This is a genomic window from Jiella soli (assembly GCF_020615385.1).
Taxonomy (GTDB): Bacteria; Pseudomonadota; Alphaproteobacteria; order Rhizobiales; family Rhizobiaceae; genus VKMB-3413.
In genome coordinates this window covers 1-16,723 of the sequence record NZ_JAJAVB010000032.1, presented here as the reverse complement: position 1 = coordinate 16,723, position 16,723 = coordinate 1, and the positions used below count along the sequence as shown (strand labels likewise).

Genomic DNA, 16,723 nt, shown 5'->3' with positions numbered 1-16,723 from the left:
GCCGCAGCCAACCGCAGACAGGGAGATATCATGTCCGCCGCAGCAAAAGTCAGCGCCTCGAAGGAGGTGGAGGTCCATGGGCTCTATATCGACGGCGGCGAAGTCGCCGGCGAGACGGGTGAGCTGATCGACGTCCGCAATCCGGCAAACGGCGAGGTGATCGCCCGTATCCCGCATGCCACGCAGGCCGATGTCGACCGGGCGGTGAAGAGCGCCCGCCGCGCCTTCGAGAGCGACGAGTGGGGCAAGATGGAGCTGCGGACCCGCGCGCGCCTCGTCAACAAGCTCGCCGACGCTTTCGAGAGCCATCTCGACGAGCTCTACACGCTCGAGACGATGAACAATGGCCGGCCGCTCAACGAGACGCGGGCGCAGCTTCGCCGCCTGCCCGACTTCTTCCGCTACAATGCCGGCCTCGCCCTGGCGCGCCGCGATGCGGTCATCCCGGTCGAGGGAGACTATCTGAACTACACGCTGCGCCGGCCGATCGGTGTCGTCGGCAACTGCACGCCCTTCAACCACCCGCTGATGATCATGTGCAAGAGCCTCGCCCCGGTCTTCGCCTCCGGCTGCACCACAGTCGTCAAGCCGTCGGAATACACGCCTCTGACGACCCTGGCGCTGGCCCGCATCTTCACCGAGGCGGGACTTCCGGACGGTGTCTTCAACATCGTCACCGGCCTCGGACCGACGACCGGCAAGGCTCTGTGTGGACACGAGAACCTCAACAAGCTCGTTCTGACCGGCGGCACGGAGGCCGGGCAGATCGCCGGCGCCCAGGCCGGCCGCCACTTCGCCCATCAGACGCTGGAACTCGGCGGCAAGACGCCTGTGGTCGTGTTCCCCGACTTCGACGTCGACCGCGCCGTCAACTACGCCGCCTTCGGCGCCTTCATCGGCGCTGGCCAGACCTGCGTCTGCGGCAGCCGGCATATCGTCCATGCCGACGTCTACGACGAGTTCGTCGAAAAGCTCGCGGCGAAGGCGAAAGCGATCAAGATCGGCGATCCGACGAAGCCCGAAACGCAGCTTGGCCCGGTGATCTCGGAGAAACAGCGCCAGCGCGTTCTAAGCTATGTCCGCGCCGGTCTCGATGAGGGGGCTCGACTGGTGGCGGGAGGAGAAATTCCTGCCGACCTCGCCGACAGCGGCGGCTACTTTGTCCAGCCGACCGTCTTCGCTGACGTCGCGCCGGAGATGCGGATCTTCCAGGAGGAGGTGTTCGGTCCCTTCACCTCGGTAACGAAGTTCCACACGGAGGAAGAGGCGATCGCGCTCGCCAACAATTCTCCGTTCGGGCTCGCCGCGGCGATCCGCACGCGGGACGTCGCAAGGGCCCACAGGGTCGCAGCGGCGATCGAATGCGGCATCGTCTGGATCAACGACCACCATCGCCTGGACCCGGCCTCACCCTGGGGCGGAGTCAAGCTCTCGGGCATCGGACGGGAGTTCGGCCCGGAATCCTTCGACGACCACTTCGAGGTCAAGAGCGTCATGGTCAACACCGGCGACCGTCCCTTCGACTGGTACCAGGACACGTCGGGGCAGCCGCGTCTGAACTGACCGTCGATCAAGCCTGGGCCCGCCGCTCCGCGCGAAGGAGGCGGCGGGTTTGGGCGGCTCATCCAGGCCTGCCAGACTGCATAGGCTTGTGTCCGAGGCAGCCGGACGCCTCCGCGGCGACCATCTCCTGATCCCTGCCGGTGAAAGTGATCGAGGTCACGAAGGCGGCGATGACGCTCAGGAAGATCAGGCTGGTGACGACGGCGCCGAAGCCGAGACCTTCTTCAAGACGTTGAAATCCGAGCTGGTCTGGCGGACCGTCTTCCAGACCAGGACCGAGGCGAAGGCGGCCTTCGGTCACTACATCGACAGCTTCTACAACCCCGTCCGACGGCATTCCACGCTCGACTTCATCAGCCCCGTCCAGTTCGAACGACGGGCCGTCGCATGACCAAAACGCTCCCCACTAAAACGGGGCAAGTCCAATCAGTATCATGAACCAGGGTGCGCGGGCTGAAGCCGCTTCCGCCGGACGTGAACAAACCCCGATCGCGAAATCCGGAGTAATCCGAAACGAGCGTAATGACCGGGAACATACGGGGAAACCGGCCTTGACGGAGAAGGCCAGAAACCCCTATGGCACAGGCACGGGCGGTTAGCTCAGCTGGTAGAGCGCCTCGTTTACACCGAGGATGTCGGGAGTTCGAGCCTCTCACCGCCCACCATCAACCCGTTGTCCCGCCGGGCGTTTCGCGGCGGTATCGGGTACCTGCCGCGACTGCTACCGATATCGCAGCCGAAATGTAAGCCCGTTTCCGGCGGCCGGCCATCTCCTACGTTTCCCGGACTTTGCAGAAGATCTCGTAGAGGCTGCCCATGATGGCGCGGACCTCGCCCTCGGCAAGACGGTAGTGGACGGCCTGACGGTCGCGGCGCGTTTCCACCGCCCCGCCAGCCCTCAGCTTGGCCAGATGCTGGGAAAGCGCAGACTGGCTGACACCGACGGCACTGGCGAGCGCTCCCACCTGCATCTCCTGCTTTGCGAGGAGGCAGAGGATCCGTAGCCTGACCGGGTTGGCGATCAACGAGAGGATGGCGGCGACCTCCTCCGAGCGCTGCTCCAACTTTATAATATCATCACTTGCTAAATTAGACATGCATCATAGATGCCGCGTAACGCATTCAGATGCAAGACTGAAGAAGGAGGCACTCATGCTGACCCGCCACAGCCCTTCGAGCGGCGCCGGGTCGCCCGATGTCTGGGGATTCTACGAAAAGGACACGGGCTCGATCCAGTATCTCGTCGCCGATCCGCAGACCCGAAAGGGCGTCCTGATCGACGTTGTCCAGGACTTCGACCCGGCCGAGGCACGAACAAGCTTCGACAGCGCCGACGAGATCCTCGACTTCGCCGCACGGCAGGGGATCACGATCGAGCGCGTGCTCGACACCCATCCGCACGCCGACCACGTCATGGCGTCCGCCTATCTGAAGGACAAGCTGGGCGTGCCGAACGCCATCGGAGAAAAGGTGCTGGAGATCGCCGATCTCTGGCGCGAACTTTACAATCTTCCCGATGCGTTCGACCCGGCCCGGGACTTCGACGATCTGTTTGCCGACGGCGCGACCTTTCCTGTGGGCTCGCTCGAGGTGCGGGTTCTCCTCTCTCCCGGCCATACGCTCGGTTCGGTGACCTACATCGTCGGAGATGCGGCCTTCGTGCACGACACGCTGATGTATCCGGACATGGGCTCGAGCCGCGCGGACTTTCCCGGCGGCGATGCCGGGATGCTCTGGGATTCGATCCAGGAGATCCTGTCCCTGCCGCCGCGGACCAGGCTCTTCGTCGGCCATGACTACGGCGCCGACGGCCGCGACGAGATCCGCTGGGAAGCCATGGTCGCCGAGCACAGGAAGGCCAACAAGCACGTCCGGGACGGCATCACGAAGGACGAGTTCGTCAGGACGCGCACCGAGCGCGACGCCACGCTCTCGCTCCCCGACCGGATGCTCCACGCGCTTCAGATCAACCTGAGGGCGGGTCGGCTTCCGCCTGCCGAGGCCGACGGCAACGTTTATCTGAAGATCCCCGCGAATCGTTTCTGAGGGAGAACCCAATGACCAAGACGATGAAGGATTTTGTGGCCGCGGCGAAGGAGAAGACCGGCGGAGCGATCTCGCCGACCGATGCCAATGGTCTGCTTCTCGACGTTCGCGAAGCACACGAACTCGCCGACGACGGCCGCGTGTCCGGCGCACTCCACGTGCCTCGCGGGTTTCTGGAAGCCAAGGCCGACCTCACCAACGAAGGCGGCGAGAAGGCGCTTCACGCGGCCCATGCCGAAGGCCGGCCCGTCCACGTCCTCTGCGCATCCGGCGCACGGGCGAGTTTGGCGGCCGCAACGCTTACGGAGATGGGTTACACCGCCCGTTCGATTGAAGGTGGCCTCAAGGGTTGGCGAGAGGCCGGACGGCCGGTCGAAGGCGGGGAAGGAGAAGGTCGATGATGGACAGGGGATACGACATGGGCGGATGGATGCCCTTCGGCATGGGAGCATGGGGCCTCCTGTGGCTCGTCGTCATCGTGCTGGTTCTCGCGGCCCTGGTGAAATACCTGCGCCGCTGAACCCCAACCACCGGCATCGTCGGGGCGTCGCGTCGGACGATGCCGATGTTGGGGAGAGGAAGCGCTGGGCTAAGACGACCCGCCGTCTCTTGGACCCTTGGATGGAACTCTTCCGCTTCGTTTTCGGGGATGCCTCCGGACCGATTGCCTGGTGGCAGATGTGCGACCGGGCCGTCCTCGTCTTCGCCTATGCTCTGGTCCTCTATCGGCTTTTGCCTCGCAAGGCGTTCGGCGGCACCGCAGCGCTCGACATCGTCGTCACGGTTGTCCTCGGTTCGAGCCTCAGCCGGGCCCTCACCGCTAACGCGCCGCTGATCCCCGTGCTTGCCGCCACGGCGGTGCTGGCGGGCCTGTACGCGGCGCTCTCCGCCCTCGCGCCGCGGTCACAATGGCTGTCACGCTTGGCGAAGGGGCGTGCAATTCAGTTGGTGCGGAACGGAACGGTAGACTGGCAGGCGATGCGTCGGGCAAGGCTCGGTGAACGCGACCTCGCGGAAAGTCTGCGCCTTAAGGGGGTATCGAACGTCGCCGAGGTTGCCGAGGCATTTCTGGAACGCAACGGCGCGATCAGCGTCGTCAAGGCAGCCTCCCCCGGGCCGCCGGAAGGCGGCGCCTAAAGCCCCAGGGCGGCGGGGGATCCGGAAACAACCACGCGCCCGGGACCAAAAAGGCCCTGCCTGCGGCGGCGGAAAGCTCGCTGAGCGAAGGGCGCTCGCAAGGAGAAGCTCCCCGCCGTCAACCGGAGGCTCCAAACGATGTCATCGAAACGCTTTCCTTCCCGCCTCGCCATCCTGGCAGCGACGGCCTCGGATCTTTTCCTCTCATAGGGCGCTGCCGCGCAGCCGCTGGGCGGCCGGCAGCATGACGTCGAGCGCGACGGCGGAGAAGCTGCCGGCCATCAGCGCCGCGCCGACCTCGGCGGCAAGGTCCGGCGTAAAGCCGTTCACCGCCAGCCGGGCCATCAGCCCGTCGCCCGGGATATCGTCGTCTTCGACGATCAGGATGCGCATCCGTCCGCCGCCCTCACCTCTTCGTTATGCCCTCGCCTCCCCCGTCCGGGCTTAAGCCTGCCTTAAGGCGGCAAGGCGACCGGCATCGAAGCACATATCAGGGGGGACCAGGATGTCGCATCTCAGGCGAACGCTCGCCGCACTCATTCTGTTGGCGTTGCCGAACGCTGCGAACGCCGATCCCGGCAAGCCGCTCGACGTCGACCAGGCCTTCGCGCTCTCCGCCGACCGTACCCCGTCCGGCGGCATCGCCTTCGCCTGGCGGATCGCGGAAGGCACCTATCTCTACCGCGACCGCATCAAGCTCGAGACTGCCGGCGGCCAGCCCTTGGCGCTGGACACGCCCAAGGGCGATCCGAAGGACGATCCATTCTTCGGTCCGCTCGAAGTCTACCACCATGCGGCCTCGGCGGAACTCTCCGCAGAGTCTTTGAGGGCGCTGCAGAAAGGCGCGACGCTGTCGCTGACCTACCAGGGCTGCCAGGACGGCGGCATCTGCTACCGCCCTCGCACGCGCACCGTCGATCCCTCCGACCTTTCCCCGCTGTCGCAGCAGCCAACGACCAAGGCGGTACAGGACCGGCTCGCGCAATTGTCGAAGCCATCCGCTGCATCCAGTCCGTGGACCGAAGCGCCGGTAACGGACGTGGAGAGCGCCGCGGCGCCAGGCCCGGGTCCGGTGGAGCGGCCGGCAGGGGCGCAGCGCACGGTCAGCAACCTTCCGACAGCGGCTGCTCCCGCCGCTTCCTCTTCCCCGCCCGATGCGACCCGAATGAAGCTGGACTCCCCCTCCGGCCTCATCGACGGCCTGCTGGGCGACGGCGGTGGCGCCTGGGTGATCGCCGTCTTCTTCTCGCTCGGCCTCGGTCTCGCCTTCACTCCTTGCGTCCTGCCGATGTATCCGATCCTCTCCGGGCAGCTCGCACGCAGCGGCGAGCGCTTGTCGGCTGCGCGCGCATTCGCCCTGTCCACGACCTATGTCCTTGCCATGGCCGCAGCCTTCGCAACCGTCGGCTTCGCAGCCGCGTGGTCAGGTCAGAACCTGCAAATGGCGCTGCAGTCGGAAGCCGCGATCATCCTCGTCTCCGTCCTGTTCGTCGTGCTGGCGCTGTCGATGTTCGGCCTGTTCGAACTGCGCCTGCCCGCCGCCTGGACGAACCGCGTCTCTGGAGCCCGCTCCGGCCGCCGCGGAGGCCTCGCCGCCAGCGCCGGCCTCGGCTTTACATCCGCGTTGATCGTCGGCCCCTGCATCACAGCGCCGCTCGCGGGCGGCCTCCTCTATATCGCCAGGACCGGCGACGTCGGCCTCGGCGCCAGCGCGCTCTTCGCCCTCGGCCTCGGCCAGGGTGTGCCGCTGATCGCCTTCGGCACGCTCGGCGCCGGGGCCTTGCCGAAGCCTGGGCCGTGGATGACGCGGGTGACGCAAGGCTTCGGCTTCGGCTTCCTGGCGCTCGCGGTCTGGATGATTTCGCGCATCCTGCCGGACACCGCGACGCTCAGCCTGTGGTCGGCGCTTCTCATCGGCGTCGGCGTCTTCGTCGGAGCGCTGGACGTCGTTTCCCCCGACAGCAGGCCCCGCCTTCGTCTGGCCAAGGCGGTGGGCGTCCTCGCCGTCCTCTATGGCGCGATCCTCGCAGTCGGGGCCGCAGCGGGCGGAAACGACCCCCTGCGCCCGCTGGCCCATATCGCATCGGCCAAGGTGACCATGGACGCAGAGCCGCAGTTCCGGCAGGTCGCAAGCGCCTCCGACATCGCCCAGAGCCTGAGTGGCGCTGACCGACCGTCGCTGATCTACGTCACCGCCGACTGGTGCGTCTCCTGCGACGTCATCAAGCGCGACGTCTTCCCCGATCCCGCCGTCAAGGAGCGGATGGCCGGCCTGCAGCTTCTCGAGGTCGACGTCACCAAGGCCGATCCGGCGCGCTCCAGATTGATGCAGGACCTCGGAGTCGCCGGACCGCCGACCATGCTGTTCGTTGACCGCAACGGCCACGAGGTCTCCGGCTCGCGGTTGATCGGCGAGGTCTCACCACGCCGCTTCATCGAAGCGGCCGATCGTGCCGGAGGCGCATCATGACCGCCCTGGCAGTCGGCCCCTTCATCTTCGCCGGCGATCGCCTGGCCGCCGTCGTCGCGATCGTCGCTTTTCTCGGCATTTCAGCGATCCTGTCCGCCCGGGTCGACGACCGGATCGGCAGTTGGTCGCTCGGCGCCCTCGCCATCGGGATTGTCGCGGCCCGAGCGGGGCATGTGCTGCTCAACCTCTCCAGCTTCGCCGTCGATCCGTGGCGCGTGCTGATGGTTTGGCAGGGCGGCTTCTCGCTTCCCATCGGGCTCGTTGCGGCCGTGGCCGTCAGTCTTTTCCAGCTGCGCGAGGCACCGGCCCGGATCGGCTCACTCGGGTCCCTGGCCGCCGCGATCCTCGTCTGGAACATCGCCTTCCAACTCGTCGCCTCGACGACCGCCCTCGCCGCACCGTCTGCGTCTATGACGACGCTCAGCGGATCGCAGCTTCGGCTGTCGGACTTCGCCGGGCGGCCGGTGGTCGTCAACCTATGGGCGAGTTGGTGTCCGCCGTGCCGGCGCGAGATGCCTACCCTGATGCAGACCGCGAAGAAGCGGACGAATACCGCCTTCGTCCTAGCCAATCAGGGCGAAGGCGCCGGCGCGGTTGTCCGCTTCCTGAGCGCGAGCGGTCTGTCGACCGATCACGTAGCGCTCGACCAGGACATGGCTCTCGCCCGCCACTACGGCGTCCAGGGTTTTCCGGTCACGCTGTTCCTCAATCGCAAGGGAGTTCTCCAAAGTGTGCATTTCGGTGAGATATCGGTCGAAGCCCTGAATGGGGCGATCGACGCGCTTCAGAGGGATCAGAATTGATCGGCGCTCAACCGATGGTCCTGATCGCTTGTTCTGCCCTTTCGACAATGTCCCTCGCCGGCCGTTCGACCGTGCCCGAGGCGGGCTTTTCGAAGACACCGAAGGCCCGGAGCGAGACGCTGCCGGGCCCTCATCCATTCCTGCATTCCTGCGTCGTACGACCCTTCGTTCTGCTGGAAGATACCGCAGCGCCGACCTCCTCTCGGCGCGAGCGGCGGCCGCGTCAGTCCGCCGGTTGCGGGCCCGACGGCGGCGACTTCTCGCCGAGCATCACACCATCGACCTCGGTCCCGTAGAGATTCATCCCGGAGTCGTGGTACTTCTGCCGGGTTTCTGCGACCGAACCGGCAAAGCGCGGATCCTGCGGGCGCTCCTTTCCGTCGATGAAGGCCGCGACGTCCCAGGCGTCCTTGTCGGAGAGCGAGCCGCCCTTGCCAAGCGGCATGTTGGCCTTCACGAAGGCGGCGGCGTTGGAGATCGTGCTCATGCCGGCACCCCAGTTGTAGGAGCGCGGTCCCCAGAGCGGCGGAAAGACCATGGTGCCGCTCGCAGTCTTCTGACCCTCGCCATTGCCGCCGTGGCAGACCGCACAGCTCTGCGCATAGACCGCAGCGCCGTTCTTGCGGTCGAAGCCGTCCGGCTTCGGCAGTTTCGGATAGCCGCGGCCCGCCAGATCGGACCCGGTCGGCGCGCCCTTCGCCAGGAAGTAGGCGTAGCTCTCGAGCGCCACCAGGACCTTGTCGCCGAGCGGCGGCGCCTTCCCGTTCATGCTGTAGCGAAAGCAGCCCTGCAGACGCTCCTGGAAGGTGTTCACATGGTCGTTCTTCGAGCGGTAGGCGGGGTATTTCACATAGGCGGCCCACAGCGGCGCCGAGCCGGCAAGCCGGCCGCGATCGATGTGGCAGTTCGAGCATTGGAGGTCGTTGCCGAGGAATTGTCCGGCGTTCTTCTGGGTGTCGTGGAAGATCGCCTCGCCAAGGCGCACCATCTTGCCGAAGTCGTCGTTCGGAATGGCGCTCTCTGGCGGCGGGGTAAAGGACGCCGCTTCGGCCTTTGCGCCCGAAGGCTTGGCAGCCGATGCGGCGGCGGCAGCCGCCGTGCCTGCGTCCTGGGCCGCACTGCCTGCTGTTGGTTCCGTCGGAGCGGCAGTGCCTTGCCCGCCGGTCCCGGCTTTCGGCTCCGTCCTCGCCGCGTCGGCTATCTGCCGCTGCATGTCGCGGGAATCCGTGGAAGCTTGTGCCGGCGCCCCGGTGGCCCGGCTACGGAAACTTGCGCCCGGGTCGCCGTCGTGGCGCGGCAGGGAGTACCCGACGAGTCCAGACAGACCAATCACCATGACCCCGATCGCCCAGTTGCGCGCGTTCATCGGATCGTCGCTCATCACTTGCCTCCGTTTTCGCCGGAAGTGGTCGTCTCGGCCGCCGGCAGGCTGGCGTAATAGGAGGCGACGGCAGTGACGTCCTTGTCACTCAGCTTGAAGGCAACGTTCGCCATCAGGCCGAGCGGGTCGTTCGCCCGTTGCTTGTCCTGCCACGCCTTCAATTGCCCGGTGATGTATTCCATCGACTGTCCTGCGAGCTTGGGGAAGGACGAACCGACCCCGACGCCGCCGGGGCCGTGACACTGGGCGCAGCCGGGCAGGCCACGCGTCCAGTCGCCCCGCTCCGCCAGGGTCTCGCCGGCCGTGATGGCCGCCTCGTCGATCGGATCAGGCTCGGCGGCCTTCGGCGGCGATTGCTTGGCATAATACGTCGCGACGGCATTCATCTGGCTGTCGGACAGCGCCATTGCGATGGGGCCCATGAGGTCGCTCGCACGCTTGCCGGAGGCAAAATCCTGAAGCTGCTGGACGAGATAGTGGGCATTGATGCCGGCGAGCCGCGGGAACGGGCCTTCCGGTTGCCCTTCGCCGTGCTCGCCGTGGCAGCTGGCACAGGCCGGCGCGCCGGCATCCGTGCCGTTCGCGGCGATCGCTGCGCCGTCGGATTCGGCCGCGAAGGCCGGTTGGCCGCTGACAGACGCGACCGCGAGCGCGCCTGCCAAACAAGTGATTGCACCGAGGCAGTTGGCTATGCGGCTGCCTCTCCCCGGCGCTGCCGCCCCGTTCGAGCTCGTGGTCAATGTCATCTCGCCTCCCTCGTTCTGCGATGCCTGCCTCACCCGCAGTCATTGGCCGGGACCAAGGCCCGGGAAGCTTAAGGCAGCCTTAAAGCCAGGAGCATCCTATCGCGGTGGCGCCGATCCGCAGCATGTGCAGGATGACTTCTGCATCCTTCGGGTCGTTCATGTCCCAGCCATAGTGAAGAGCCTCCCGCGTTCGGGCGAACGCGACCGACGAGACGAGGCGGAACTCGAACCTGGCCATCAGCAGCCGGTGCGCGAGGGTGCGGTGACAGTTGCCCGCTGACGAAGCCATTATAGTAAGGTGCGTCCGCACTCATCGCTCGGCTACCGGCCGCCAGCACCGCAGGCCGTTGAGTGGCCGGCGCCGCTCAACGGATCGGCGTCGCCGGCTACGCCGATCGTGGCGCAACGGCCGACACCGCACCAAGATTACCACCGGACCACCCAGAGGGGCAGGCCATATGCGCGGCCGCAGTCTGATCAGCATACCGCGCTTCTTGCGGAGGGCCCCGGCCTGCGGAGATCGCGACCGACGAGCCCGTCCAGTCGAGCTGGCCTTCTGCAGCGGCGGCCGCGCCCTCGGCACCGTTTCCGCGCCATCTCGGGGAACGCCGTCATGTGTTTGGGAGATCGCTTCTCCCCACGTGAGGGCGTGAGCCTCCCATGCATCCCGATCACCGCTCCGATGAACTTGTTTAAAGCATCGCAGTGACATCACGGCTGCGCGTTGACCTAGATCAATGCAGCCTCCTGAAACCGAAACATATTCAAAATTACTCCCTCGGTAGCCGCCAGGAGATTCGCCGAACACTTGACACGCCCCGGGGTGTACTCAGAATTTCTTCGTCTACCCTGTGTATCGCCGGCATTCGAATTCAGGAGCAGGAGCCTCGACAACAAGGCCAGGCAAGGAAGGATACGCCAGAACGCCGGGCGCGCCAAAAATATTCTGCAAGGCCGGAGCGCTCCTCCGATCAGCTTTGCCTCCCGCTCTGGGGTGGCAACTGCGACTACCGTTTATAGCTCTAAATCAAACCACCGGGGCACGTGCGTCACAAAACCTTTCCCGCGTCCCCCGACTTGCGATGTGCCGCTTCGCGGTGGCACGCCGTCTGAAGCGTCGGGCGATTTCGTGCCCGGACCCGCCTCGCGGGGCGAGCCTGGTTGGCCGGACGCAGACCCGAGAGAGATCCGATGCGCCTGACGGAACCGCACAGCCTGCCGGCCGAGACCTGCCTTGCCGCTCTGAACTCTCAAACGACTGGCCTCAGCACGGAAGACGCCTCGCGGCGCCTGTTAGAGCACGGTCACAACCGGCTGGTCGGGACACGCGCCAGCGGGCCGCTGTTTCGGCTCGCCGCACAATTCAACAATGTGCTGATCTACGTGCTTCTGGGCGCCGCTGCAGTCACAGCGGTGCTGCAGCACTGGATCGACACTGGAGTCATCGTGGCGGTGGTGATCGCCAATGCGATTATCGGCTTCGTCCAGGAAGGCAAAGCCGAGGCGGCCATGGCGGCAATTCGCAGCATGCTGGCCCCGCATGCAACAGTCCTGCGCGACGGCACCCGCGTGGCCGTCGACGCTGCGGAAGTCGTTCCAGGCGACATCGTAATCCTTGAGGCGGGCGACAAGGTGCCGGCCGATCTTCGCGTCTTCGAGGCACGGGGGCTGGCGGCGCAGGAGGCGATCCTTACCGGAGAATCCGTGCCGGTGGAGAAAACCTCGGATCCCGTTGCCGCCGACGCGCTTTTGGGCGACCGCCGGTCGATGCTGTGGTCGGGGACGCTGATCACGCAAGGGACGGCACGCGGACTGGTGGTGGCGACCGGTGCCGCCACGGAGATCGGCCGCATCGGCGGACTGATCGCCGACATCGAGCCGCTGACCACCCCGCTCGTCGCGCAAATGAACCACTTCGCGCGCTGGCTGTCCTTCATGATCTTGCTGGTCGCGGCTCTCCTGCTTGCCTACGGCTACTATGTCGGCCACCACGACTTCTCCGAAATGTTCATGGCCGTCGTCGGGATTGCGGTTGCCGCCATTCCGGAAGGCCTGCCGGCGGTCATGACGATCACGCTCGCCATCGGGGTTCAGGCCATGGCGCGCCGGAACGCCATCGTCCGTCGCCTGCCGGCGATCGAGGCGATCGGCTCCGTCTCCGTCATCTGCACCGACAAGACCGGCACGCTGACCCGAAACGAGATGGTCGTGGTCGCTGTCATGACTCCGGAAGGATCCTTCGAGGTGTCGGGCGAAGGCTACGCTCCCGAAGGTCAGGTCACACCTGCGGGTGATCTGTCGCGCATCGCGCAGGTCGCGAGGCTCTGCAACGACGCGGCCCTTGTCTGCGACACCGGCATTTGGAAGGTCCAAGGCGATCCGATGGAGGGAGCGCTCCTCGCCTTCGCGCGAAAGGCCGCGGGTGGAGACAAGGCCGAGGCGAGCCGGCTCGACGCCGTTCCCTTCGATTCCCGCCACCGCTTCATGGCGGTGCTCGCCGAAAGCGCAGGCACTCGCACGACCTACGTGAAGGGGGCGCCGGAGCGGCTGCTGCGGATGTGCGCCGACGTCGATGTCGCCGAATGGCTGGGCCACGTTCATGCCCTGGCCGCCCGTGGACTTCGGGTTCTCGCGCTCGCCGAGAAGACGCAGAGCGGCGCGCGGATCGACGTCACGGAGCTAGAAGGCAGCCTCAATTTCCTCGGCCTTGTCGGCCTGATCGATCCGCCGCGCCCCGAAGCCGTCGCCGCAGTCGCGGAATGTCGCGCTGCGGGGATTCGCGTGAAGATGATCACCGGAGACCATGCCGGCACCGCAGTCGCCATCGCGTCCCAGATCGGGCTTGAGAATACGGAAAGAGCGCTGACCGGGGCGGATCTCGATCGGCTGGACGATGCTCAACTGGCACTCGAAGTCAGAGCAACCGACATCTTCGCCCGCACGAGCCCCGAGCACAAGCTACGTCTCGTGAAGGCTCTTCAGGCCGACGGTCTGTCGGTCGCCATGACTGGGGACGGCGTGAACGACGCTCCCGCGCTGAAGCGTGCCGACGCTGGGGTCGCCATGGGTCTAAAGGGATCTGAAGCCGCGAAGGAGGCCGCGGATCTGGTGCTGGCAGATGACAATTTTGCCACGATAGTCGCCGCCGTCCGAGAAGGGCGCACCGTCTACGACAATATGAGAAAGGTCATCAGTTGGACGCTGCCAACCGGTGCCGGCGAGTCAATGGTGGTGATCCTGGCTTTGCTGGCCGGCCTCGCCTTGCCGGTAACGCCCGTGCAGATCTTGTGGGTCAATCTGATCACCGCGATCACCCTGGGGCTCGCGCTCGCCTTCGAGCCGACCGAGCGGGACACGATGGCCCGCCCGCCTCGGCCGCGGAGCGCTCCCATCCTGTCGGGCGAACTCGTCTGGCACGTCGTGCTCGTCGCGCTCCTGTTCCTCGCAGCGGTGTTCGGCGTGTTCTCCTACGCGACCGACAGCGGGCACTCGCTGGCGTCCGCTCAGACCATGGCCATGAACACGCTCGTGGTTCTGGAAATTTTCCATCTGTTTTTCATCCGCAACCTCAACGGCTCCTCGCTGACATGGGCGGCGGCCAAGGGAACCAAGATCGTTTGGACCGTCGTCGTCGTCATCACGATCGCACAGTTCGCCGTGACCTACGCCCCGCCGCTGCAGGCGATACTGGGCACCGAACCGGTTTCCTGGCGCGATGGCCTTCTGATCGTCGCAGTCGGCGTTGCCTTCTTCGCAATCGTCGAAATCGAGAAGCAGATCAGGCTGGGATTGCGGCGCTAAGCGAGCTTTCCCGCTTGCCTTCAGGTCGGCGTCTCAATACCCGCCCCGTTGCGCACGATCAGCGATTGCGCCGTGCCGATGGCTTCGGCGACCAGGAACATTTGGAGATTGAGCCCCTCCGTGGCTCCGATCGCGAGCGGCTAGGAACCGAGTTCGGCAATGTTGCAGGACGGATGAAACAAGGCCCTCAAGAGAGGGCGGCGGACCGATAACCGCTTGAGCCAGCGCTACTGCAAATTATTCATCCACGGGGCAAGCTTCGTGCGGATGCAGCCCAGAAGGCCGATCCTTCCGAAAGGTGGCAGGCATTCGCGGAACAATGGAAGGGGCGCCGTGACATTGACACTGTCGGACGGTTGGCAACTCGCGAACTGAGCCTTCTTGGCTGCCTCGGCGGTGCCAGCAGCTACGGAAACAGATTGGATGCCTCCGGCCGGGAACTCATTGGGCGATAGGCACCGAGATCGCTACAGGGTAGAACTGAACCTATGGCACGCGACTATTCAGTCCTTTTTCCCGGCGGCGCTGTCGCCCGCCCCGCCAGACGCGAGCTAAGCGTTCTGGAACGGCTCGGCTGGGGGCCTTTCTTCGCGCAACAAATCGACGTGACGGCTCTCGCCGAGACACCGCCGGTGCGGGTCGTCGCGGTTCACCGCAGCGGCTTGCAGGTGGTCGGCGATGGCATTGACGAGGTAATCCCGCCCGGGATCGAGGCGACCGTAGGAGATTGGCTGCTGCTGGACACCGCCCGCCCCAGGGCGAGCCGCGTGCTTTCCAGAAAAAGCCTCTTGAAGCGTCGCGCGCCGGGCAAGGACCGGCAGGTGCAGCTGATCGCGGCGAACATTGATACGGTCTTCGTCGTCACCTCCTGCAACCAGGACTTCAACGTGCCCCGACTGGAGCGCTACGTGGCGCTTGCCTTCGAAGCCGGAATCGAGCCGGTTATCGTGCTGACGAAGACCGATCTCGTCGAGGACCCTGCCCCGTATGTCGACCCGGCTCGCGGCATTTCCGACCGGGTAGCGGTGATCGCCCTCGATGCCCGTGGCAACGAGCCGGCGATGGCGTTGGCGGAATGGTGCGAGCCCGGGCGATCGATCGCCTTCCTGGGCTCTTCGGGTGTCGGCAAGTCCACCTTGACGAATGCGCTGCTCGGTCAGCAGGCGATCGCGACCCAAACCATTCGCGAAGGCGATTCGCACGGCCGCCACACGACAACGAGCCGGGAGCTGCATCAGATTCCCGGCGGCTGCCTCGTCCTCGATACGCCAGGGATCCGCGAGCTGCAGCTCACGGACGCTGCCTCAGGTATTGCCGACGTCTTCGAGGATATCGAGGCGCTGGCGGCGGAATGCCGCTTTACCGACTGCGGGCACGAAACCGAACCCGGCTGCGCCGTACGAGCGGCGATCGCCGACGGCCGCCTCGATCCTTCGCGCCTTGACCGCTGGCGCAAGCTGCAGGCCGAAGATGCCTTCAACTCCGCCAGCCTCGCCGAACGCCGGCACAAGCGCCGGGAATTCGGGAAAATGGTACGCAGCGTGATGAAGACCAAGTCGCGCCACGAACCCTAGATGAATATCGGGCGCTGTCGACGGTTTCCGAGCCGGAGGAGGCGAAGAAGATGCGGTCGATTGCCTCCGGCAGAAGGCCGGAAAGCCGCTCGGGGAGTTCGAAGGAGATCGGAGCGGCCGGCTGGAAATGGGGCGTGTAGTCGAGCGTCATCAGCTGCGCGTGGACCGCATCGGCGATCTCGCGGCGGGCGTGGCTGGCGGGCTTGCAGAACGAGCCGGAAGAGCCGGAAGAGCCGGAAGAGCCGGAAGAGCCGTCGAGGATATCGACGCCTTCACACGTCAGGCAATGCACGCCCTCCGCCTTCGCGAACATCCGCGGGGTCTCGCGAAACAGGCGGTTTAGGTGAACGGCAGCCAGTGATGGGTGAATTTCATCGGCCGGGCGAGCATCGCGTGTCAGCGTCTCGGGAAGACCGCAGCTGAGCGCAGCCGGCCCGCGCCGGAAAGAGCCAGGACGAATTGTCGATGGGTCCCGCCTGGCCCACCGAAGCCGGCCGCTGGCCCTGTTCAAAGCCTCTGACGCAAAGGCGGCGACCAGATGGCCCACGACAAGCTCTACGGCGGCGCCAAGCCGCTGCAACCGGACGACATCGCCGAGACGTTCTTCTGGGTCGCGACCTTGCCCGCGCATATGAACATCAACCAGCTGGAGATGATGCCGGTAGTCAGAGCTGGCCCCCATGCGGGTGCATCGCGACGAGTGAAAGCCTCGCGGCCATGGTCGCCGACGATCTATCGGCGACCATGGCAGACGAATTCCATGGGCGGCTCATACCGGGAGGCGTTGGAAACGGCTCCTGGCTCCGAACCCCGATTTTCGTCACGTCTTCGGCTTGGCGTCGAAAATTGGATCTGTGCAGCGGGCGGATGCGTCAGCAGCATCCTCGCCCGCTGGTATCAGTGGCTGATCATCCAAGGCCGCTTCCCGGGAAGCCCTTGGCCGCCCCGGCCCCGGAGGAGACGGTCGCGGCGGTCGGCTTCCAGGGAGAGCAGCAACCGCAGCCGGCGCCATGCCCCTTCGAGGCGAATTTCGGCGCATTGGCGCTGCGCTTGTTGGTGGCGAAGGCTGAACGGCGCCCGGCATCCATGACTGAGAGTCCGTTTGAGAATGGTATCAATGGCTGATGCGTCGGAGCAGGAGGCTGCCCATGGCGACATGGATCATGGCTTCCGAGACGTCGATGCGCTGTTCGTAATCACGC

Annotated in this window: 15 protein-coding genes, 1 tRNA gene and 4 pseudogenes; 12 read left to right on the top strand and 8 right to left on the bottom strand. The window is 65.7% G+C overall.

Annotated elements, in window-relative coordinates; all coding sequences use genetic code 11:
• Positions 1 to 30: 30 nt before the first annotated feature.
• The 3 genes and pseudogenes from LH400_RS20270 (at position 31) to LH400_RS20260 (ending at position 2,228) form a co-directional block, all read left to right on the top strand.
• A complete protein-coding gene (locus LH400_RS20270) occupies positions 31 to 1,563 on the top strand; it encodes an aldehyde dehydrogenase (protein WP_229155077.1) in 1,533 nt (510 codons plus the stop codon).
• Between the two features lie 199 nt (positions 1,564 to 1,762).
• Positions 1,763 to 1,954, top strand: a pseudogene (locus tag LH400_RS20265) (IS3 family transposase); the annotation flags it as partial.
• Between the two features lie 198 nt (positions 1,955 to 2,152).
• Positions 2,153 to 2,228 (top strand) — tRNA-Val (locus LH400_RS20260).
• Between the two features lie 108 nt (positions 2,229 to 2,336).
• Here the strand turns inward: LH400_RS20260 and LH400_RS20255 are convergent.
• Positions 2,337 to 2,627 carry an ArsR/SmtB family transcription factor gene (locus LH400_RS20255; protein WP_370638445.1) on the bottom strand — a complete coding sequence of 97 codons (291 nt, stop codon included), beginning with the start codon at positions 2,625 to 2,627 and terminating at the stop codon, positions 2,337 to 2,339.
• Positions 2,628 to 2,715: 88 nt separating this feature from the next.
• Here LH400_RS20255 and LH400_RS20250 point away from each other — a divergent pair, with 88 nt between their 5' ends.
• The 4 genes from LH400_RS20250 (at position 2,716) to LH400_RS20240 (ending at position 4,746) form a co-directional block, all read left to right on the top strand.
• Entirely contained in the window at positions 2,716 to 3,609 is an 894-nt protein-coding gene (locus tag LH400_RS20250; RefSeq protein ID WP_229155075.1) for an MBL fold metallo-hydrolase, read from the top strand.
• A gap of 11 nt (positions 3,610 to 3,620) precedes the next feature.
• Positions 3,621 to 4,010 carry a rhodanese-like domain-containing protein gene (locus tag LH400_RS20245; RefSeq protein ID WP_229155073.1) on the top strand — a complete coding sequence of 130 codons (390 nt, stop codon included), beginning with the start codon at positions 3,621 to 3,623 and terminating at the stop codon, positions 4,008 to 4,010.
• Positions 4,007 to 4,129 carry a hypothetical protein gene (locus LH400_RS26100; protein WP_255618061.1) on the top strand — a complete coding sequence of 41 codons (123 nt, stop codon included), beginning with the start codon at positions 4,007 to 4,009 and terminating at the stop codon, positions 4,127 to 4,129. Before LH400_RS20245 ends, LH400_RS26100 begins: the two co-directional genes overlap by 4 nt.
• A gap of 101 nt (positions 4,130 to 4,230) precedes the next feature.
• Positions 4,231 to 4,746 carry a DUF421 domain-containing protein gene (locus LH400_RS20240; RefSeq protein ID WP_229155072.1) on the top strand — a complete coding sequence of 172 codons (516 nt, stop codon included), beginning with the start codon at positions 4,231 to 4,233 and terminating at the stop codon, positions 4,744 to 4,746.
• A gap of 204 nt (positions 4,747 to 4,950) precedes the next feature.
• Here LH400_RS20240 and LH400_RS20235 read toward each other — a convergent pair whose 3' ends face one another.
• Entirely contained in the window at positions 4,951 to 5,139 is a 189-nt protein-coding gene (locus tag LH400_RS20235) for a response regulator (RefSeq protein WP_229155070.1), read from the bottom strand.
• Between the two features lie 112 nt (positions 5,140 to 5,251).
• On the opposite strand from LH400_RS20235, the gene dsbD reads away from it, so the two are divergent.
• Positions 5,252 to 7,216 (top strand): protein-disulfide reductase DsbD, encoded by a 1,965-nt coding sequence (dsbD, locus tag LH400_RS20230; RefSeq protein ID WP_229155069.1) that lies wholly within the window; start codon positions 5,252 to 5,254, stop codon positions 7,214 to 7,216.
• Positions 7,213 to 8,019 carry a TlpA disulfide reductase family protein gene (locus tag LH400_RS20225; RefSeq protein WP_229155068.1) on the top strand — a complete coding sequence of 269 codons (807 nt, stop codon included), beginning with the start codon at positions 7,213 to 7,215 and terminating at the stop codon, positions 8,017 to 8,019. Before dsbD ends, LH400_RS20225 begins: the two co-directional genes overlap by 4 nt.
• A 223-nt stretch (positions 8,020 to 8,242) precedes the next feature.
• Here LH400_RS20225 and LH400_RS20220 read toward each other — a convergent pair whose 3' ends face one another.
• The 3 genes and pseudogenes from LH400_RS20220 to LH400_RS20210 form a co-directional block, all read right to left on the bottom strand.
• Positions 8,243 to 9,400 (bottom strand): c-type cytochrome, encoded by a 1,158-nt coding sequence (locus tag LH400_RS20220; RefSeq protein ID WP_229155067.1) that lies wholly within the window; start codon positions 9,398 to 9,400, stop codon positions 8,243 to 8,245.
• The gene (locus tag LH400_RS20215) at positions 9,400 to 10,146 is read right to left on the bottom strand and encodes a c-type cytochrome (protein WP_229155066.1); all 747 of its coding nucleotides are present in this window, start codon (positions 10,144 to 10,146) and stop codon (positions 9,400 to 9,402) included. Before LH400_RS20215 ends, LH400_RS20220 begins: the two co-directional genes overlap by 1 nt.
• A gap of 106 nt (positions 10,147 to 10,252) precedes the next feature.
• Positions 10,253 to 10,426: pseudogene (locus tag LH400_RS20210) on the bottom strand (IS110 family transposase); the annotation flags it as partial.
• Here LH400_RS20210 and LH400_RS26435 point away from each other — a divergent pair.
• The 3 genes and pseudogenes from LH400_RS26435 to rsgA form a co-directional block, all read left to right on the top strand.
• Positions 10,427 to 10,567, top strand: a pseudogene (locus LH400_RS26435) (IS3 family transposase); the annotation flags it as partial.
• Between the two features lie 770 nt (positions 10,568 to 11,337).
• A complete protein-coding gene (locus LH400_RS20200; protein WP_229155064.1) occupies positions 11,338 to 13,947 on the top strand; it encodes a cation-transporting P-type ATPase in 2,610 nt (869 codons plus the stop codon).
• 488 nt (positions 13,948 to 14,435) lie between these two features.
• Positions 14,436 to 15,521, top strand: coding sequence for a ribosome small subunit-dependent GTPase A (gene rsgA / locus LH400_RS20195; protein ID WP_229155063.1), 1,086 nt, complete (start codon positions 14,436 to 14,438; stop codon positions 15,519 to 15,521).
• Here rsgA and LH400_RS20190 read toward each other — a convergent pair.
• The 3 genes and pseudogenes from LH400_RS20190 to LH400_RS20180 all read right to left on the bottom strand — a co-directional run.
• Entirely contained in the window at positions 15,424 to 16,203 is a 780-nt protein-coding gene (locus LH400_RS20190; protein WP_229155061.1) for a PLP-dependent aminotransferase family protein, read from the bottom strand. The genes rsgA and LH400_RS20190 overlap by 98 nt on opposite strands.
• A 226-nt stretch (positions 16,204 to 16,429) precedes the next feature.
• The gene (locus LH400_RS20185; RefSeq protein WP_370638444.1) at positions 16,430 to 16,609 is read right to left on the bottom strand and encodes a hypothetical protein; all 180 of its coding nucleotides are present in this window, start codon (positions 16,607 to 16,609) and stop codon (positions 16,430 to 16,432) included.
• A 26-nt stretch (positions 16,610 to 16,635) separates the two neighbouring features.
• A pseudogene (locus LH400_RS20180) lies at positions 16,636 to 16,723 on the bottom strand (IS5/IS1182 family transposase); the annotation flags it as partial.